The organism is Rhodoferax sp. UBA5149, from assembly GCF_002413825.1.
GTDB lineage: Bacteria > Pseudomonadota > Gammaproteobacteria > Burkholderiales > Burkholderiaceae_C > Rhodoferax.
The window spans coordinates 1-18,649 of record NZ_DHXT01000033.1; the positions used below are offsets into that span (position 1 = coordinate 1).

At 62.6% G+C, this 18,649-nt stretch carries 15 protein-coding genes; 5 read left to right on the top strand and 10 right to left on the bottom strand.

From position 1 onward, the window contains the following. Positions 1-2,993 (bottom strand): GAF domain-containing protein (locus B3V69_RS02600; protein ID WP_296443514.1); only part of this gene is annotated, 2,993 nt, incomplete at its 3' end. Between the two features lie 316 nt (positions 2,994-3,309). Here B3V69_RS02600 and B3V69_RS02605 point away from each other — a divergent pair. From B3V69_RS02605 to B3V69_RS02615, 3 genes are all read left to right on the top strand, one after another. Continuing rightward, complete coding sequence (locus B3V69_RS02605; protein ID WP_296443516.1) at positions 3,310-6,264, top strand: EAL domain-containing protein; 2,955 nt, start codon at positions 3,310-3,312, stop codon at positions 6,262-6,264. Between the two features lie 103 nt (positions 6,265-6,367). After that, the gene (locus tag B3V69_RS02610) at positions 6,368-7,066 is read left to right on the top strand and encodes a response regulator transcription factor (RefSeq protein ID WP_296443519.1); all 699 of its coding nucleotides are present in this window, start codon (positions 6,368-6,370) and stop codon (positions 7,064-7,066) included. A gap of 49 nt (positions 7,067-7,115) precedes the next feature. Further along, positions 7,116-8,519: a sensor histidine kinase gene (locus B3V69_RS02615; protein WP_296443521.1), complete on the top strand. Its 1,404-nt coding sequence runs from the start codon at positions 7,116-7,118 to the stop codon at positions 8,517-8,519. On the opposite strand, the gene B3V69_RS02620 is transcribed toward B3V69_RS02615, so the two are convergent. The 9 genes from B3V69_RS02620 to B3V69_RS02660 form a co-directional block, all read right to left on the bottom strand. Next, complete coding sequence (locus B3V69_RS02620) at positions 8,520-9,596, bottom strand: ABC transporter ATP-binding protein (protein WP_296443523.1); 1,077 nt, start codon at positions 9,594-9,596, stop codon at positions 8,520-8,522. Between the two features lie 5 nt (positions 9,597-9,601). Next, positions 9,602-10,456, bottom strand: coding sequence for a carbohydrate ABC transporter permease (locus B3V69_RS02625; protein ID WP_296443525.1), 855 nt, complete (start codon positions 10,454-10,456; stop codon positions 9,602-9,604). Beyond that, the gene (locus tag B3V69_RS02630) at positions 10,446-11,327 is read right to left on the bottom strand and encodes a carbohydrate ABC transporter permease (RefSeq protein WP_296443527.1); all 882 of its coding nucleotides are present in this window, start codon (positions 11,325-11,327) and stop codon (positions 10,446-10,448) included. The genes B3V69_RS02625 and B3V69_RS02630 overlap by 11 nt, the downstream gene beginning before the upstream one ends. Before the next feature lie 103 nt (positions 11,328-11,430). Then, positions 11,431-12,621 carry a carbohydrate porin gene (locus B3V69_RS02635; RefSeq protein WP_296443529.1) on the bottom strand — a complete coding sequence of 397 codons (1,191 nt, stop codon included), beginning with the start codon at positions 12,619-12,621 and terminating at the stop codon, positions 11,431-11,433. A 36-nt stretch (positions 12,622-12,657) separates the two neighbouring features. After that, on the bottom strand, positions 12,658-13,920 hold the full coding sequence (locus B3V69_RS02640) for an ABC transporter substrate-binding protein (protein WP_296443531.1): 1,263 nt from the start codon (positions 13,918-13,920) through the stop codon (positions 12,658-12,660). A 227-nt stretch (positions 13,921-14,147) separates the two neighbouring features. Further along, complete coding sequence (locus B3V69_RS02645) at positions 14,148-15,140, bottom strand: ROK family protein (RefSeq protein WP_296443533.1); 993 nt, start codon at positions 15,138-15,140, stop codon at positions 14,148-14,150. A 39-nt stretch (positions 15,141-15,179) separates the two neighbouring features. After that, positions 15,180-15,548 (bottom strand): phosphomannose isomerase type II C-terminal cupin domain, encoded by a 369-nt coding sequence (locus tag B3V69_RS02650; RefSeq protein ID WP_296443535.1) that lies wholly within the window; start codon positions 15,546-15,548, stop codon positions 15,180-15,182. A gap of 91 nt (positions 15,549-15,639) precedes the next feature. Then, positions 15,640-16,077, bottom strand: a complete 438-nt coding sequence (trxC, locus tag B3V69_RS02655) for a thioredoxin TrxC (protein WP_296443537.1) — start codon at positions 16,075-16,077, stop codon at positions 15,640-15,642. A gap of 64 nt (positions 16,078-16,141) precedes the next feature. Beyond that, the gene (locus B3V69_RS02660) at positions 16,142-17,296 is read right to left on the bottom strand and encodes a class I SAM-dependent methyltransferase (RefSeq protein WP_296443539.1); all 1,155 of its coding nucleotides are present in this window, start codon (positions 17,294-17,296) and stop codon (positions 16,142-16,144) included. A gap of 20 nt (positions 17,297-17,316) precedes the next feature. Between B3V69_RS02660 and B3V69_RS02665 the strand changes: the two genes are divergently transcribed. Together B3V69_RS02665 and B3V69_RS02670 are read left to right on the top strand one after the other, a co-directional pair. Next, entirely contained in the window at positions 17,317-18,111 is a 795-nt protein-coding gene (locus B3V69_RS02665) for an SDR family oxidoreductase (RefSeq protein WP_296443541.1), read from the top strand. 41 nt (positions 18,112-18,152) lie between these two features. After that, positions 18,153-18,524 (top strand): dihydroneopterin aldolase, encoded by a 372-nt coding sequence (locus B3V69_RS02670; protein ID WP_296443543.1) that lies wholly within the window; start codon positions 18,153-18,155, stop codon positions 18,522-18,524. Positions 18,525-18,649: the final 125 nt, after the last annotated feature.

The window sequence follows — 18,649 nt, forward strand, 5'->3', positions numbered from 1 at the left end:
CGCCCCGAAGCCAGCAGGCTCGGGTTGCGGCCCAGCGCCTCCGCCGCGCTGTAGCCGGTGATCACACTGAAGGCCGGGTTCACCAACAGAATATGACACTGCGCGTCGGTGATGACGATGCCGTCGCGGCTTTGCGAAAACACCTGCGCGGCCAGACGCTCCTGCGCCTCCGAGGCCTTGCGCTCAATCGCCAGGCCCGCGAACTGGCTCACCATGTCTATCAATTTGAGCTCGGTTTCGGCGGGCTCGCCCTCGCGCTTTCGATGCAGGTCCAGCACCCCCAGAACCTGCCCGGTGCTGGAGAGTATGGGGACTGACCAGCACGCCAGCAAGCCGGTCTCCTGGGCCATCGCATTGAAATTCGATCGCAGCGGGCTGTCAACCAGTTCCAGCGCCCTGGCCTCGACCGGGCTGAACGACACCTGGTCACCGGCATGCAGCGCTTCCCCAATGGCCAGGGCGCCGTGCGCATGGTCGAGCAGATCCGACAGACCAGGGGCCGCGCCGGGGTACAGAATATTGGCCTGCCGATCAAGCAGCCAGCTCGCGCCAAAACTTGAGGGCAGCAACTCCTCAAGCTTTTGCATCAATCGCTCCAGAATTTGATCAATGCCCAGCCGGCTGGCAATGAGCTCCAACACGAACGGACGCAAGGCCTCGGCCTGTCGCACCTGGTGTTGCGCGGTGAGATCCATGTTGGTGCCCGTCACCCGCACCGCCCGTCCTGCTTCATCGCGCGAGATGTAGCCGCGCGACAAGACCGGCACGTAATGGCCCGCCTTATGCCGTAGCCGGAATTCCCTGACGATGACCGTGGCATCGGATGCAAACTCAGGCGGCTGGAGCGAATCAAAAAGCGACCTGTCCTGCGGATGAATCAGGGTCTTCCACGGACCCACGTCATGGGCAGCGTCGTCCAGGCCATAGCCGAGCATGTGCCAGCCCTGGGGCGAGTATTCCAGGCGCTGCGCCACCAGATCCCAGTCCCAGGGCGCATCGCTGGACCCCTTGAGCGCCAACTCCAAAAGCGTCTGCGACTGGTGCAGCAACTGCTCGGTGCGCTGGCGCTGCGCTTCGCGCTCGAAATTCTCCAGCGCGAAATCCACGTCCGACCCGATTTCCATCAGCAGGTTCTGCGCCGCCTGGTCAAAGGCGTTCACTTCACCGGCCACCAGAACAAACACCCCAATGACCTGCCCCTGGCGATGCAGGGGAATGGAGGCCGTGGCGTGCCAGTGGTCGCTGGTGCCAATGGCATGCCACGGCGCCGTCGCGGGGCTGTTCAGGAAATCCTGAATCCACACCGGCCGATCCTCGCGAATCGCGGTTCCGGCGCTGCCCTGGCCAAACTCGCTGTCAGCGCTGGCCGAGACCTCGACGCCCTCCAGGGCCAGGGCGGTGGCGCCAAAAGAAGCCGCCGACAACACGCGCTGTGTTGCCGGGTCGAGCAGCCCAATCCAGGCCATTTTCATGCCGCCCAAAGTCACCGCCGTCTGACAGACACGCGCAAACAGCTGGTCCTGGGTCGTGCAATGCGCAATCGCCTGGTTGCACTCGCTCAATGCGGCATAAAGCTGGGACTGCCGCTTGATCTTGAGTTCTGCCTGGTGCCGATAAGTGATGTCCTGCAGCATGATGATGCAGCGCGGCAAGAGCCCCTCCTCGTCCGCCAAGGCACGCAGCTGCATGCTGACGAAGACCTCGGTCCCGTCCCGTCGCTTGATGCGCCGGTCCACCGCGTAAGCGTCGATGTCACCGCGCATGAGCTGCTCATAAGCACTCAAGTCCGCGCGCCCATCCGCCGGCGCCACCAGATCCGGCCAGCCGACCGTGCCGAGCTCCTGCGCCGAGCAGCCCACGATGGTGCAGAAATGGTCATTGAATCGGCTCCAGCTCGCCCGCGTCAGGTCCCCCGTGGCAATGCCAATGAAGGGCAGGGAAAAGAAGCGCTCCATCAATTGGTCCGATTTGGCTTTCTCGGCCCGCACCTCCAGGCGCTGCACACGTCCGAGCTGACGCAAAAACAGCGCCAACACCACGCCCAGGGCCATGATGGCCAGCAGCGTGACAATGCTGATCCACAGGGCCAGCACACGCACCGGCGCCAACACTTCTGACTTGTCAATCTTGGCCAGCACACGCCAGGGCGTGCCGTCCACCGGCCGGTAGGCGCTCAGCACGGCGACACCCCGGTAGTCCAGGCCGGACACGATCCCGGGTTGGTTGGTCTTCAAGGCCACGGCGGCCGGCGAGGCGGCATCGGATAGCGGTAGACGCAGCTTCATCGCTGCGTCGCCGCGGTGCCGAGGCTCATTCATGAACACCGCCATGTCACCCTCACGCGTCACCAGCAGGGTCTCACCGCTGGGACTCGACGTCGGCCAGACCTGCATCTCCGGAAATAAAAAACGCTCCAGCGAGACCCGCATCAACACCAGCGCGATCAGTCGGCGTTGCGGGCCATCGACATCGAACACCGGCAGCAGCCATCGAAGCTGCGCCTGCCCCAAGGCATTGACATTCGGCTCCAGGCGCAGCGCCCGGCCGCTGTCCTCCATCTGCCTCACCATGTCGCCCATGGACAGGGGCACATCGGCTGGTTCGCCACCGGACGCCAGGACACCCCCGTTCAGGTCCAGTAATTCGATGCTGTCGTAGTTGTAGGACCAGCACAGTGAGGTGAGCCGTCGCACGACGGCTTCATGAGCCTGCTGGTGCGGCGCGGACGATGCCAGCAGCGTCGCCACATGCCGCGAAAAGTCAGCATCGGCCGACAAGACCTCGCCATTTTTTTGACGTTCGCCGAGCCAGCTCTCGATCTGGTTGGTCTTGAGCCTGGCAATGGCGGCCAGATTGTCATAAGCCTCACTCTCGACCTGGGGGCTCTGGATTTGCACCACCAGCCACCCGGTCAAAGGCAGCAGCAGCGCCAACGCCACCAGCACCACAGTGAACTGCTTGGTTGTGGCGGTGATCCGGTTGTGGCTTGGCACGATGGAGTCAGTTCAGACGCTCTTCCATGCCGGACGACGAGACAGAGCGGGCAAGAGCACGGCCAGCATCAGCAACAGAAGTTGCACACGCACTGACAAACGGCAAACACTGAATACCAACAGGCACCCCCCCAGATTCAAAATCTTGAGACCATTGAATGATCGACTGCAAACAGCCGTAGCCCGCATTATCCTCCCCCCTCCCGGAGTCCAGAACACGCTATAAAATCAATAACTGCTTACATGCGACTGACGCAGGATTCGCCCTCATACCCCTTTACCCGCCCGCCGTCGCCCCCATTTTGTCCGTCACAACGTGAACAAAGACCTGCCCCCACCTTCCGACAACCCTCAAGCGCCACCGGGTCATCCGTCGGTGCGCTCGCTGCCTGAGCAAGACCGGGACGATAGCGAAGACCCCTGGAAACTGGCGCTGGAAGGCTCCGGCGCCGGCGTGTGGGACTGGAATCTGCTCACAGGGGCCCAGAAACACTCAAAGCGCTGGGAAGAGCTACTCGGTTACGAGGCCGGTGAGCTTGACAAGGGTTATCAAGAATTCATTACCCGGGTCCACCCGGACGACCTCGCCGCACTGAACGCAGCCGTCAGCGCCTATCTGGAAGGGCGTGCGCCGCGCTACGCCATTGACGTGCGTCTGCGCTGCAAGGACGGCTCCTGGAAGTGGATTCTGTCGCGTGGCATGGTCGTGAGCCACGATGCCCAGGGCCGGCCCCTGCGCATGATCGGCACCCACACCGATATCACCGAGCGCAAGCGAACCGAGGCCGAGTTGCGCGAACTGAATCTGCAACTGGGCGAGAAAAGCAGGCTGTTGGAAACCACGCTGGCCAGCATCAGCCAGGGGATTTTCATGATTGATGCCGACCAGCGGGTGAGCACCTTCAACCCGAGAGTGTGTGAGTTGCTTGATCTAGCAGAGAGCCTTCTGGCGACCCGTCCCACACTGCAGGAGATAACTCTTTATCAGCTTGAACGGGGCGACTTCGGTCCCGACGCGTCCCTGGTCGACGGCCATGCGCGCAACTATTTGGCGGCAGGCTGCGAGGGCGACGTCCCCGACCAGTATTTGCGTGTGACCCCGGCTGGCCGCACACTGGAGGTCAAAACCCAGAACCTGCCTTCCGGCGGCATGGTGCGCACATTCGCGGACGTGTCTGACTATGTTCAGGCCGAGACCGCCCGCAAACAGCTGAACCAGTTGCTCGATGCAACCCAATCCATTGCCCGGGTCGGTGGCTGGGAAGCCGATATTGCCAATGACAAGGTGTTCTGGACCGCCGGGGTTTACCGTCTGCTGGAAACGTCGCCCGAGGAATACGCACCCACTTCGGCCACATCAAAGCATTTCTTCACTCCCGCGGCCCGGGCCCTGATCAAGGCCTCTTACGCGGACGTCGTCAAGCAACCGACGACGCATGATCTGGAACTGGAAATGATCACGGCCAAAGGGCGGCACATCTGGGTCCACTCCCTGGGCACCACGACGTGGGCGCAGGGTCGGGCGGTGAAGCGCACCTTGATGTTGCAGGACATTACCGAAAGCAAACAGGCCGAAGCGGCATTGCGGGAAAACGAGGAGCGTTGGAAACTGGCGCTGGAAAGTACCGGCGACGGTGTGTGGGACTGGTATATCCAGAGCGGCGAGGAGTTTTTTTCGAAGCGCCTGAAAGAAATGTATGGTTTCGGCGAGGACGAAATACTCAATCGTGCCGACGCCTTCGACGCTCGCACCCACCCGGATGACCTGGCGCAACTCCAAACCGACCGGCAGGCCCATTTTGACGGCCTCACACCCACCTACATCAACGAGCATCGCGTGTGCTGCAAGGATGGCAGCTGGAAATGGGTACTGACCCGGGGCATGGTCATCAGCCGCGATGCAGCGGGCAAGCCGCTGCGCATGATAGGCACCCACACCGACATCACCGACCGCAAAAGATCAGAAGCGCTGATCTGGCAGCAAGCCCATTTCGACGCGCTGACCGGCCTGCCCAACCGCAACATGCTGCGCGACCGGCTGGAGCAGGAGATGAAAAAAAGCAAACGCGACGGCCTGCAACTCGCCATCCTGTTCATTGACCTCGACCATTTCAAGGAAGTCAACGACACGCTCGGCCACGACAGCGGCGACCTGCTGCTGGTGGAAGCCGCCCGCCGCATCCGGAGCTGTGTGCGCGAGGCCGATACGGTCGCCCGCATGGGCGGCGACGAGTTCACCGTCCTCCTGACCGAGGTGCCTGACGCCAGCGGCATGGAGCGCATTCTGCAAAAACTCCTGCAGGCGCTGGAAGCCGTGTTCCAGCTGGACGACGAGCTGGTCTTCGTGTCCGCCAGCATTGGCATCACGGTGTACCCGCTGGATGGCGCCGAAATTGAAGACCTGTTCAAGAACGCTGACCAGGCGCTTTACGCGGCCAAAGGGGCTGGGCGCAACCGTTTCAGCTTTTTCACGCCCGCCCTGCAAGAGGCCGCGCAAACCCGGGGGCGTCTGGCCAATGACTTGCGCACCGGACTGGCCAGCCAACAGTTCAGGGTGGTTTACCAGCCCATTGTTGAAATGGCCAGCGGCGCCATTCACAAGGCGGAAGCACTGATCCGCTGGGAACACCCGACGCGCGGCACGGTCAGCCCCGCCGCCTTCATCCCGATCGCGGAAGCCAGTGGCCTCATCGTCGATATCGGTGAGTGGGTGTTCCAGCAGGCGGCGCAGCAGGTCCAACAGTGGCGCGTAGCGTTGAATCCCCATTTCCAGATCAGCGTCAACAAGTCGCCGGTGCAGTTTCACCAAAGCGCCAAGGGCAACCCGCCCTGGGGCGGACAACTGCGGGCGATGGGCTTGCCGGGGGACAGCATTGTGGTGGAGATCACCGAAGGCCTGCTGCTGGACACCGGCGCCAGTGTGGCCAACCAGTTGCTGGCACTGCACGATGCCGGGGTTCAGGTGTCGCTGGACGACTTCGGCACCGGCTATTCGTCGCTGTCTTACCTGCAGAAATTTGACATCGACTTCATCAAGATCGACCAGTCCTTCGTGCGCCACCTGGTGGCCGCGTCCACCGATCTGGCCTTGTGCAAAGCCATCATCGTGATGGCCCATGAGCTGGGCATCAAGGTGATTGCCGAGGGGGTTGAAACCGCACAACAGCGGGACCTGCTGGCCGCCGCCGGTTGCGATTATGCGCAGGGTTACCTGTTTGCCCGACCGATGTCGGCGCCGGACTTTGAAGCCTTCATGGCACGGTCAATTTAGTCGGCCCCACCCTCTTCCGGTTCCTCCGGAGAGAGTGAAAAGGAAGACAGGGGGAAGAAAACTCTCCCGGAGCAGCCAGGCCAGCGCTTGTTATGCTCAGTCCATGTCAAATCTACTGATTGTTGAAGACGACGAATTGCTGCGCGATGCCTTAAGCGCCCAGTTGACCCAAGCCGGCCACACCCTCCTGTCCGCGGCCGACGGCGAGAAGGCGCAGACGCTGCTGGAATCCAACCGCTTTGATGGCGTGATTCTGGACCTGGGCCTGCCCAAAGTGAGCGGCATGGAGGTACTGCGCTGGATCAGACGGCGCCTGCCGGCCTTGCCGGTGCTCGTTCTGACGGCCCGCGACGGCGTCGACGACCGGGTGCAAGGCCTCAATGCCGGGGCCGATGATTACCTTACCAAGCCGTTCAGCATGGCCGAGCTGCAGGCGCGCCTGGGCGCCATGCTGCGACGCGCTCGCCTGCCGGCATTTGGCGGCTCGCTCGAGCTCACCGCCGACAGCCACCAGCGGCTGCGGGTGGACGCCACCCTGCCGCAGGCCTGGCTGGGCGACGAAGCCCTGGAGCTGACGCAACGCGAGTGGGCGCTGCTGTCCTTGCTAGTCACCCATGCTGGCCAGGTGGTCAGCCGGGAGGATGTGCTGGAGACCTGGCAGTCCGAGCCCGGCGACGGTGCGGTGGTGACCAACGCACTCGAGGTCTACATCCATCGGCTGCGCCGCAAGCTGGCCGATTCCGGCCTCAACATTCGCAATGTGCGCGGGCTGGGCTACATGCTGGAGTCAGCCGCACCATGAAATGGCACACCCTGGGAATCGGCTCGGGGTGGACGCCGGATCGCCCCCGATGAAACCGGCGAAACAGGGCCACGGCCTGTCGCTCAAAAGGCAGCTGCTGCTGTGGCTCCTGCTGCCGCAACTGGTGTTGTGGCTGGTCGGCGGCGCGCTGACCTACCGCATGGCGCTGCGATACGCCGAGAAAGGCATTGACCAGTCCCTGACGCAATCGGTGCTGTCACTGGCACGCCAGGTCAAGCCGATCGGCTCCGGCCTGCTGATCGACTTTCCGCGCGCCGCACAGGACATCATCGAACAAGACCCCCAGGACCGGGTCAGTTACATGGTGTCGTCACCGCCCGGCAGCTTCCTGATGGGCAATGGCACGCTGCCCGCCCCCCCGGCCAACGCCAACCCGATCACCGGCGAGCCACTGCTGTACAACGTTTCATTGGACGGCAAACCGATGCGGGTGGCGCTGCTGGATGTCAACTATGGTCAGCAGGCGGTGCCCCAGCGCTTACGCGTGCAGGTGGCCAAAAGTCTGGCCGTGCAGCGGCGCATCACGGCCGAGCTGGTGGCCGACATGCTGGTGCCGCTGCTGGTGCTGGGTGCCCTCTTGAGCGTGCTGGTCTACGGCGGCATATCACGCGGTTTGAGCCCGTTGACACGGCTGCAGGCGCAACTGGGGGACCGGCGCGAGCACAGCCTGTCGGCGCTGTCACCGATTGAGATGACCGAGGCACCGCAGGAGGTTCACGCGCTGGCCGGCGCGATGAACCAGCTGCTGTCCGCGGTGCGCCGCAGTCTGGGCCAGGAAAAACGTTTCCTGAATGATGCCGCCCATCAATTGCGCACGCCGCTGGCGGGCCTGATCAGCCAGACCGAACTGGCCCTGGCGGAGCCCGACCCGCAAGCGCTGCGAGAGCGCCTGACCAAAGTGCTGGCCGGCGCCCAGCGCAGCGCGCATCTGGTGCATCAACTGCTGTCACTGGCGCGCAATGAGGCGGACGTCCGGCTGCAAACGTTGGACGTCGCCGCGCTGGCGCGCGAGGTGGCGCGCGAGTGGACGCCACGCGCCCTGGCGGCCGGCGTCGACCTCGGCTACGAGGGCGAAGACAGCTTGCCGGTGGACGGCGAAAAACTGATGCTGCGCGAAGCCCTGAGCAACCTGCTGGACAACGCGATTCTTTATGCCGGCAGCGCCAGCGTGGTGACACTGCGCGTCCTGCGCCAGGCCGGTCAGGTGGTGATCGAAGTTGAAGACAACGGCCCCGGCTTGTCGCCGTCCGACCTGAAGCATGTCTTTGAGCGCTTCTGGCGTGCCAGCGAGTTGCCCGGTGGCTGCGGCCTCGGTCTGGCCATCGTGCATGAGATTGCCCGGCGCCACGGTGGCAGTGCCACCGCGAGCGCGGTCCTGCCGCAGGGTCTGCGCGTCAGGCTCAGCCTGCCGCAGCGGATTGAGCGTGAATGATCACGACTCAGCCATGCGCACACCGGTCTGGGCATCGAACCAGTTGTTGTGCTTGCTGCTCACCGTTAGCCCGGTCTGCTCGCCCACCTGATAACTCGTATTCGGCGCCACGCGCACCGTCATCAAGCCCACGGCGGTCTTGACCACGACATAGGTATCGGCGCCGGTGGGCTCCACCAGCACCACCTGACCGCGCCAGGGCGCATCGGCACTCAGGTGAATATGCTCGGGGCGCTGACCCAGCGTGGCCTCATTGGCGGCGGGGCAGACCAGGTCGAGCGAGCCCCCTGCGAAGACAAACTTGCCCTGTTCTCCCACGGTCTGAATCTTTCCGGGAATGAAGTTCATGTTGGGGGACCCGATGAATCCGGCGACATAAGTGTTGGCGGGACGTCGGTAGATATCGTCCGGCGTGCCGATCTGCTGCAGGATGCCGTCCTTCATGACCGCAATGCGGCTGCCCAGGGTCATGGCCTCGATCTGGTCGTGCGTCACGTACACGCTGGTAATGCCGCTGATGTGGTGCAGGCGCTTGATTTCGGCCCGCATTTCGACGCGCAGCTTGGCGTCCAGATTGCTCAAAGGCTCATCGAACAAAAAGAGCTGCGGGTCGCGTGCCAGCGCGCGACCCATGGCGACGCGCTGGCGCTGACCGCCCGAGAGTTGCGCCGGGCGACGGTCCAGCAAGTGCTCGATCTGCAGCATCGCCGCGACTTCGTGGATACGCTTGGTACGCACGTCCTTGGGCACCTTGCGCATCTCCAGCGCAAAGCCGATGTTGTCGGCCACGCTCATCGTGGGGTACAGCGCGTAGCTCTGGAACACCATGGCAATGTCGCGCTGGGCCGGGGCCACGCCGATGACGTTCTTGCCGGCGATACGCAGTTCGCCTTCGGTTGGATCTTCCAGACCGGCAATGATGTTGAGCAAGGTGGATTTGCCGCAGCCCGAAGGCCCGACCAGAATCAGAAATTCTCCAGGTGCGACATCGATTTCGATGCGCTTGAGGACTTCCACGGCCTTGTCGCCCTTGCCATAGACTTTGCGGATGCCCGCGATGTGAAGTGAAGCTGCCATTGTTTTTATCCTTTCACAGCGCCGGCTGTGAGTCCTTTGACGAAATATTGACCGGCCAGCACGTACACCAGCATGGTGGGCAGGCCCGCGATCACGGCCGCCGCCATGTCCACGTTGTAGCTTTTGACGCTGCTCGATGTGTTGGCCATGTTGTTCAAGCCGACGGTAATGGGCTTGCTGTCGGCGCCGCTGAAGGCCACGCCGAACAAAAAGTCATTCCAGATATTGGTGAACTGCCAGATCAGCGTCACCATCAAAATGGGGGTCGACATCGGCAGCACGATGCGCCAGAAAATGCGCCAGAAACCCGCGCCATCCATGCGCGCGGCGTTCACCAGTTCTTTCGGAATGGCGGTGTAGTAGTTGCGAAAAAACAGCGTGGTGCCAGCCATGCCGGCCAGACAATGCACCAGCACCAGACCGGTGATGGAGCTGGACAAGCCCAGATAGCCCAGCACCTGGCTCATCGGCAGCAGCACCACCTGGAACGGCATGAAGACGCCAAACAGCAAGAAGCCAAACAGCAACTCGCTACCCCTGAATTTCCAAAGGCTCAGCACATAGCCGTTGACGGCACCCCAGGCGGTTGAGATCAAGACCGCCGGCACCGCCATGCGGACTGAATTCCAGAAGTAAGGTTGCAAGCCGCGGCAATCGACACCGGTGCAGGCCGATGACCAGGCCAGGCGCCAGGACTCGAAGTTGAGCGAGCGGGGCAGGCTCAGCAGGTTGCCAGCGCGGATCTGCTCGGCATCCTTCAGTGAAGTGGCCAGCATGACATACAGCGGGGCCAGAAAAAACAGCGCTGCAAAGAGCAGCACGGCGTAGAGAAAGACACGTGAAAAGTGTTTAGCGATCATGGGGTTTGGTTCTGAGTTCGCTGTACAAATAGGGCACCACGATGGCGGCCACGGTGGCCAGCATCATGCTGGCACTGGCCGCACCCAGACCAATTTGGCCGCGGGTGAAGCTCATGACGAACATGAAGGTGGCCGGCACGTCGGTGGCATAACCGGGGCCGCCCGCGGTCAGGGCCATCACCAGATCGAAACTCTTGATCGACAGGTGCGCCAACACCAGAATGGTGGAAAACACCACGGGCCGCAAGACCGGCAGAATAATGCGCCAGTAAATGCGCGGCAGCGAGGCGCCATCGATCTGCGCAGCCTTGATGATGCTGTCGTCGATGCCACGCAGACCGGCCAAAAACAGGGCCATGGCAAAACCGGCCGATTGCCAGATGCCGGCAATCACGACGCAATAAATGGCCATGTGCGACTGCACCAGCCAGTCAAAGTGGAAACTCGCCCAGCCCCAATCGTGCATGAGCTTTTCCAGCCCGAGGCTGGGGTTCAAAATCCATTTCCATGCGGTGCCGGTGACGATGAACGACAAGGCCATGGGGTACAGGTAAATGGTGCGCAAGGCGCCTTCGGCCCTCACCTTCTGGTCCAGAAAAATGGCCAGTAACATGCCCAGCAACATGGCGCCGCCGACGTACAGCAGACTGAAAACACCGAGATTCTTCAGGGCCACCCACCAGCGGTCCAAGGCAAACAACTGCGCATACTGGGCCAGGCCGACGAACTCGCTGTAATTGGGCAGCATGCGCGAGGCGGTCAGCGACAGCACACCGTTCCACACCATGAAGCCGTAGATAAAGGCAAACCCCAGCACGAAGGCGGGTGCGACGACCAGCCGGGGAAGCCATGATTCAAGATTTTTGTTCATTGATTTCACTTTGTCCTGTGCCGGGCCTTAAGCGACCGGCAGGACTGGAAAAAAGGGCGGCCGCAAGACCGCCCTGTCAAACGCTACCTCTGGAAAAACCAAGTTACCACCAAATCTCGTACTGCACACCGACCAGGGTGCGAGAGGTCTTGCCGCCGGCGCCAAAGGTGGCCGCGTTGGCCAGTGCCGCCGCATCGTTCCAGTTGGCCTTGGTTACATAGAAACGTATTTCCGGACGACTCCAGAAGTCCGAGCCGACCGAAACGGTTGGCGCGATGGTGAACTTGTTGAGCATCTGGTCGGGCTGCCCATCCACACTCCTTCGGGTGGCGCCGGCTTCGGCCAGCAGCTTGAAGTTGGTCGAGAACGCATACGACAGGCGGCCACCGACCGAGGTGTCCTTGGTCGTCACGCCGCTCACGTCGTCCTGGCTGGTCTGGTAGCCCAGCAGGGCCTGGCCGCCAAAGGCACCCAACTGCCAGTTCAGCGAGTCGGCAATGCGGGTGGCTTTTTGCCCGGCGCTCACGCCGTCGATGGATTGGAACTCGCCGTCGATGCGGGCATGGCCGGTGGAGGTCTGCAGAAACAGCACGTTGCTCATGCCTTTGACGAGGAAGTCCGCCTGGTTGTGCGACACGGAGATGCCCGAGCCGGAGTTGCCGCCGACCAGGCCGGTGCCGTTGACGGCGGTCAACAACACGCGCAGCTTGCCGCCGGGGTTGGTGCTGATGTCAGAGACATCGGCATTGATGCGGGTGGCTTTCACGCCGACCGGCATCGCGCTGTCAAACTTGTCGCCGCTGAAGACACCGACACCGAGCTTGGCGCTGCCGATCGGGATGTCGGTCACGCCCGCGCCCTGGTTGTCGCCGTAGTTCATCAGGAAGTTGTCCACGATGTGCACGTCCTGGATCCGCAGGCGGCGCTGGCCGGCCCAGATCTTGGCCTCGGGGGCAAAGGACAGGCCGCTCATTTCCACAAAAGCCTGCTCGGTACCGATCGCACCATTGTTCCATTTGGCAGGCATGTACTGCACTTTCCATTTCATGCCACCGGCCTCGAAGTTCTTGATCAGATCGACCTCGATGCCGTTGTCGCCTTCGTTGCCGAGGCGGTACTTCTGCAGATCGCCGCCCAGGGCCAGCCCGCCCTTGACGTTGTCGTCGTAGCTCAGCACCGGGCCGCCACGGGAATAGCCGTGGAATTCGAAACCGCCGACATCGACTGCGAAGGCGCTGCCCGCGCACAGGGCCGCGGCGGCCGCGACCAGACCGATTTTGTATGTTGTCTTCATGATTTTTGTTTCAGAATTTAAAGAAATGGGAAGGGCTTATTTTGTTTTTGCCGCGACAGCGATGCGTTTTTGGGCCTCGGCGACGCTGATCGTGTCGTCGTTCCAGAACTGGCTGACCGCATCCTTGATGGCGCCTTCAGCCGCCGGCGTGATGGCCATGCCGTGCGCCACGGAGGGCACCAGGCCACCCGTTTTGGCGGTGTCGACAAAGTCCTTGGAGGACAGCTTGGCGCAGTCGTCAAACTTGGCCATATTCATGTTCAGGCGCACCGGGATGGAGCCCTTGTTCAGGTTGAACACCTCCTGGAACTCCGTGCCCATGATGGCGGCGGCCAGATCGCCCTGCGCCTTTTGGGCGGCTGGGTCTTTGAGTTTGAACATGGCAAACGAATCCACGTTGAAGGTGAAGGCATTGGCGGTGCCGGGTGCGGCGGCACACAGGAAGTCTTTGCCCGGCACCTTGCCCGCCGCCAGGAACTCGCCCTTGGCCCAGTCACCCATGAACTGGAAGGCGGCTTTTTCCTGCATCACCATGGCGGTGGCCAGATTCCAGTCGCGCCCCGGTGCGGCGGCGTCGGTGTAAGTCTTGACCTTGCGGAAGGTTTCCAGCGATTTCTTCATGGTGTCGCTGGTCAGCGCCTTGGCGTCCAGCTTGACCAACGCGTCGCTGTAGAACTTGGGGCCCCCGACGCCCAACACCACCGACTCGAAGGTGGTGAAGTCTTGCCAGTTCTGGCCACCGTGCGCGACCGGAATCAAACCGATTTTTTTGACCTTCTCGGCCGCCACAAAGAACTCGTCCCAGGTCTTGGGCATGCCAGCCACGCCGGCTTTCTTCAGCACCGCCGCGTTGGCCCACATCCAGTTCACGCGGTGCACGTTGACCGGTGCCGCGACGTAGTGGCCTTTGTACTTCATGACATCCGCCACCACCTTGGGCAGCAGGCTGTCCCACTTTTCGGCCTGGGCCACGCTGTCCAGATTGGCCAGCACGCCTTCCGACGCCCACTCCTGGATCGCCGGGCCCTTGATCTGGGCGGCCGCAGGTGGGTTGCCGGACACCACGCGGCTTTTGAGCACGGTGGCCGCGTTGTCGCCGCCGCCGCCAGCCACGGCAAAGTCTTTCCAGACATGGCCTTTGGCCTGCATGATTTTTTTCAGTTCGGCGACCGATTTGGCCTCGCCACCAGATGTCCAGTAATGCAGGACTTCGACTTCACCGGCCAGGGCGCTGACGCATAGGCCCGTACCGGCGACCGCCAAAGCCGCGGCGGTGGCCAGTTTGGAAAGTTTCAACATCTTGTCTCCTGAGTTTTAAGCTCCGATGGCGGAATAGGCCACGGAGCTAGGGTTGATTCGCGCTGACACCCTGCCGCTCGAATTAATTAATTGTTAATTAATTTAAAGATGACGGCCATCGGTACTTACCCTAGATGGGTTGGTCGTGCCGGACTGGATGCGCAAACCGGGAATAACCGGGTGGCGGGATGGCGGGGCACGCCCGCCGTGGCTGCGCTCGGAGTTCTTCAGGCCACCAGCGCCAGCGCGCCGAAATCGCCGACGCGCTCACCCAAGCCAGCCGGCACCAGCTCGCAGCCGTCCGTCAAGGCCGCCAGTTTGCCGCGAACGTGCGACTGCAATTTCGGGATCAAAAGCTCACGGTGATGCCAGAAGACGCTGCCGCCGATGCTGATGCGCTGCAGATCGAGCGTCACCACCAGGTTGTACAGGGTTCGCCCCATCACCCGGCACAATTCATCAATAATGGCTGCAGCCCTTGTATCACCTGCGTAAGAAGCTATAAAAAGCGTAGCAGAATCGGTGTAGCCGAGGTGCCCGAAGCGCCGCGGAATGGCGTTGCCCGCGATCAGCCCTTCGACGTCCCCGACATTGCCGCAGCCGCACAAGGCGTCATCGTTGTCGCTCACAAACAGATGCCCGGCATGGCCCGCATTGCCGTTCTTGCCGCGCAGCACATGGCCGTCCACACACAGGCCGACGCCAATGCCGGTGCTCCAGGTCACGTAAGCGCAGTGGGACAAGGGCTGGCCCTTGATTTGAAGCGCGCCCCAGCGCCGTTCGGCCTCCAGGGCGCCGATGCCGTCGTTTTCAACCCGCACGTTGGCAAACGCCTGGCGCAACGGGGCTTCCAGCAAGGCGGTGGTCCAGTCGTTGGGCAGGCCACGGGCTTTGCCCGCCAGGCCGCCGCAGATATTGGGGGCGGCCAGCTCCACCAGACCGTCGCGCAACACGAACGGCCCGCAAGACGAGACGCCGACGGCCGACAGATCGGCGCTCTTCACGCCAGCCAGCTGGCAGCTCCGCCCCACCAGGCGGATGATTTGCAGCGCCAGCGCATCGCGCCCGCCCTCTTTGGCGGTCGGCTCGGCGACGCGGCCGCGCACCCCCAGCGCGTCGGCGATGCTGACCGCCACCTTGGTGCCGCCAATGTCCACACAGGCCACCGGCGCGGCGCCCGCGGGCAGTTGAAATCCGTCAGACAAAACGTTTTGAATCATGGTGTTCATTTCAGCAGAAGTTTGTGGAAGCGGCGCGCATCAGGCGCGGCCATAGTCGTCGCTCAGCCGCACGATGTCATCCTCGCCCAGGTAGCTGCCGAACTGCACCTCGACGATTTCCACCGGTTCAGCCGTCAGGTTGGCCAGGCGATGCACCTCGTCCACGGCGATGTCCACATGCTCGCCCACGCCCAGGGTCAACTGGTGCTCGCCCACCGTGATGCAGGCCGAGCCCCGCACCACCACCCAGTGCTCGGCGCGCTGATGGTGTTTTTGCAGACTCAGCTGTTGCCCGGGCAGCACGCAGATGCGCTTGACCTTGTTGCCAGGCACTTCCGAACTGGTTTCATACCAGCCCCAAGGACGCTCGATGCGCTCGATGGTCTCGGTTCTAAGGTGAGTTGTCATGGGGCTTACGCGCGCTGGCAAAGTCCCGATGCTAATGCGTCAAAGCCGTCCCCGGTTACGGCGCCGTTACACCCGGATCATGCGCCTCATGTCAGAGGCGTTGCGCGAGGGTCCAGAGCACGATGTCGGCGGCGCCCATGGCGCCGGCCTGGCGTGCCACTTCGCGCCCGTTGGCAAACAGGGCCAGGGTCGGAATGCTGCGGATATTGAAGCGCGCGCCCAGCTGCGGCGACGCTTCGGTATCGACCTTGACCAGCCGCACCTTGGGCTCCAGCTGCGCGGCCGCCTGCTCAAAAGCCGGCGCCATCTGGCGACAGGGTCCGCACCACGGCGCCCAAAAGTCCACCAGCACCGGAATCTGGCTGCGGTTGATGTGACGGTCGAAATTGGTCTCGTCCAAGGCCAGCGAATGCGCCACGAACAGCGGTTTATGGCAGCTGCCGCAATCCGGCGCCTGAGCCAAGTCGTCGCGACGCACCCGGTTGGTGGTGTGGCAATGGGGACAAACAATGTGCAGGGAATCGCTCATGGGGGCTACCTTTCTGACTCGCACATGGCGCTCAAACCGGCGGACTTCAAGCCCTTGTCACGAACTACAGCGTGTGCGTGCGGTCGCCGTAGGAGAAACCGATAGCGTCCCACGGCTCGCCCTGGTACAGGCCAATGACCTTGAACAGCTCACCCATTTCATGCTCCAGGATCAGCCTTTGCGCCTGCACCCGCGCCGCCAGAGAAGCGGCATCCATCTTGGGCCCGAGGCCGCAATTGATCAAAAACCGCGCCTGCGTGCAATAGCCCAGCACGTTCAAGCCCGCCTCCTGGGCGGCCAGGGCAATACCGGTGAAGTTGACGTGGGCGGTGATGTCTTTGAGCCCCACATCCGCCAAGGGGTCGGGGTCGGAGCGGTGGCTGCGGTGGCACATTACCGTGCCCATGTGGCGCTGCGGGTGGTAGTACTCATGCTCGGGAAAGCCGTAGTCAACAAAGAAGGCAGCGCCGAGCGTCAGTTTGTCGGCCAGCGTGCGCATAAAGGATTCGGCCTGCGGGTGGATTTCGGTCACATAGTCGTGATCACTGTCGATCTCCACCGGGGGGCGCAACGCCGTGGGGCGGTCTTGCCAGGCCAGGGCGGGTGCGACGTCGAGCTCGCCCCCCGCCGACGCCGGGCCCACGACCACGCCGCGCTCATGCCAGACGCCGTCCACCCGGGCCAGCAGCTTCACCGGCATGGCATCCAGCACCTCATTGCCGACCACCACGCCTTGCAGGGTGTCGGGCAGCGCACTGACCCAGTGCACGAGGTGGGCGTACTTTTCCAGTTTTTTCTGCTGACGCGCGCGCAAGCTGCCCGACAAATCAACAATGCAATAGCGCTGCACCGGGATACCCAGCGCCTCCAGCGTTTGCAGCAGCTGCAGCGCGAGCGCGCCGGAGCCGGCGCCAAACTCCCAGACCTCGCTGGTTTGCGTCACCTGCAAGGCCTGCGCCACCTGGGCCGCCAGCGTCTGGCCAAACAGCGGTGTCATCTCGGGGGCGGTCACAAAGTCGCTGCCGGCCACCGGCACGCCCGCCTGCAGCGCATACGGCAGGGTGCCGAATTTGGCGCTGTCGTTGGCGTAATAGCCCAGGCCCGGCGTGTACAAAGCCAGCGCCATGAAGGCATCAAAGCCGATCCAGCCGCCCTGTGCGGCAATGGCCTGCGCAATGTGGCTGGAGAGGGCGCTCGTTAAACTGTGGGGTATTTTCATCACGCCTGAATTGTCCCCGAATGTCCTCCCCCGCTCCCCCCCGCACGGTTCTTGTCACTGGCGCCGCCAAACGGCTGGGGCGTGAAATCGCCCTCGCCCTGGCGAAAGACGGCTGGCGCGTCGCGGTGCATTACCGGGATTCACTTGAAGACGCTACAAAAACAGTAGCTGACTGCGCACAATTGGCGGGGGCTAGCGCCGCTTTTCGTGCAAATCTAACGAATGAGACAGCGGTCCGGAAATTGCTGCCGCAAGTCATTGCCGAATTTGGCCGGGTCGACGCCGTGGTCAACAGCGCCTCCACTTTTGAGCACGATACGGCCGCTACCTTCAGCTTTGCCGCCATGGAAAAACACCTGCGCAGCAACACCGGCGCCGCCATTCTGCTGGCGCAGGCGCTGCATTCGCATGTGCTCAAGCGCGATGGGGCCGCCAGCGCGCAGGCGCGCCGACCATTGGGCGTGGTGGTGAATCTGCTGGACCAGAAGCTGTGGAACCAAAACCCCGATTTCTTCAGCTACACGCTGTCCAAAGCCGCGCTGGAAGCCGCCACCACCATGCTGGCCATGGCGCTCAGCCCGCAGCTTCGCGTCGTCGGCGTGGCCCCCGGCCTGACGCTGACCAGCCACCTGCTGACTCCTGAAAAATTTGAAACCCTGCACCAGCTCTCGCCGCTGGGCCGCTCGTCAACGCCGGCCGATGTGGCCGCCACGGTGAAGTTTGCGATGGAGAACCAGTCCATCACCGGCACCACGATTCTGGTCGATGGCGGCCAGCACCTGATGAAATTCGAGCGCGATTTCTCCATGCTGTGACGCCCTGCAGCGAACCCACCCCCTATTTACCGTGCCCCACCATGCCCCACACTTTTGGTAATCAGACCCTGACGCTCACCGGTTTGCGTTTTAACGCCAACCTGGGGATTCTGGAGCTCGAAAAAACCGCGCCGCAGCCGATTCAGGTCGATGCCGAGCTCAGCCTGGGCAAGCAGCCGCTGCTGCCGATTGATGACGACATCCACCACGTGCTGGACTACCGCAAGGTGCGCCAGATCATCATCAACGAGTGCACCGCCGAACACGTGAATCTGCTGGAGAGCCTGATCGGAAAACTGGCCAACCGGCTGATGCAGTTGCCCGGCGTGCTGGGCGTGCGCGTGAAGATTGCCAAACTGGAAATCTTTGACGACTGCGAAGTCGCCATCCGCGTCGAAACCGGCCAGTGGTGACAGGAGAAAAGAATATGAATGCAGTCTGGATTGAAAACGAGGTCGTTCCGTTGGCAAAAGAACTCAAGAAGGAAGTCAAAATCGAGCACGAAATCAACAAGCTGGAAAAACGCCTGTGCCATCAA

What these genes read in the sequence shown, in the direction of transcription:
- B3V69_RS02625 (WP_296443525.1), bottom strand. Translation starts at nt 10,456, where the DNA reads ATGATCGCTAAACACTTTTCACGTGTCTTTCTCTACGCCGTGCTGCTC.
- B3V69_RS02660 (WP_296443539.1), bottom strand. Translation starts at nt 17,296, where the DNA reads ATGAAAATACCCCACAGTTTAACGAGCGCCCTCTCCAGCCACATTGCG.
- B3V69_RS02645 (WP_296443533.1), bottom strand. Translation starts at nt 15,140, where the DNA reads ATGATTCAAAACGTTTTGTCTGACGGATTTCAACTGCCCGCGGGCGCC.
- B3V69_RS02635 (WP_296443529.1), bottom strand. Translation starts at nt 12,621, where the DNA reads ATGAAGACAACATACAAAATCGGTCTGGTCGCGGCCGCCGCGGCCCTG.
- B3V69_RS02665 (WP_296443541.1), top strand. Translation starts at nt 17,317, where the DNA reads ATGTCCTCCCCCGCTCCCCCCCGCACGGTTCTTGTCACTGGCGCCGCC.
- B3V69_RS02615 (WP_296443521.1), top strand. Translation starts at nt 7,116, where the DNA reads ATGAAACCGGCGAAACAGGGCCACGGCCTGTCGCTCAAAAGGCAGCTG.
- B3V69_RS02640 (WP_296443531.1), bottom strand. Translation starts at nt 13,920, where the DNA reads ATGTTGAAACTTTCCAAACTGGCCACCGCCGCGGCTTTGGCGGTCGCC.
- B3V69_RS02620 (WP_296443523.1), bottom strand. Translation starts at nt 9,596, where the DNA reads ATGGCAGCTTCACTTCACATCGCGGGCATCCGCAAAGTCTATGGCAAG.
- trxC (WP_296443537.1), bottom strand. Translation starts at nt 16,077, where the DNA reads ATGAGCGATTCCCTGCACATTGTTTGTCCCCATTGCCACACCACCAAC.
- B3V69_RS02630 (WP_296443527.1), bottom strand. Translation starts at nt 11,327, where the DNA reads ATGAACAAAAATCTTGAATCATGGCTTCCCCGGCTGGTCGTCGCACCC.
- B3V69_RS02610 (WP_296443519.1), top strand. Translation starts at nt 6,368, where the DNA reads ATGTCAAATCTACTGATTGTTGAAGACGACGAATTGCTGCGCGATGCC.
- B3V69_RS02670 (WP_296443543.1), top strand. Translation starts at nt 18,153, where the DNA reads ATGCCCCACACTTTTGGTAATCAGACCCTGACGCTCACCGGTTTGCGT.
- B3V69_RS02650 (WP_296443535.1), bottom strand. Translation starts at nt 15,548, where the DNA reads ATGACAACTCACCTTAGAACCGAGACCATCGAGCGCATCGAGCGTCCT.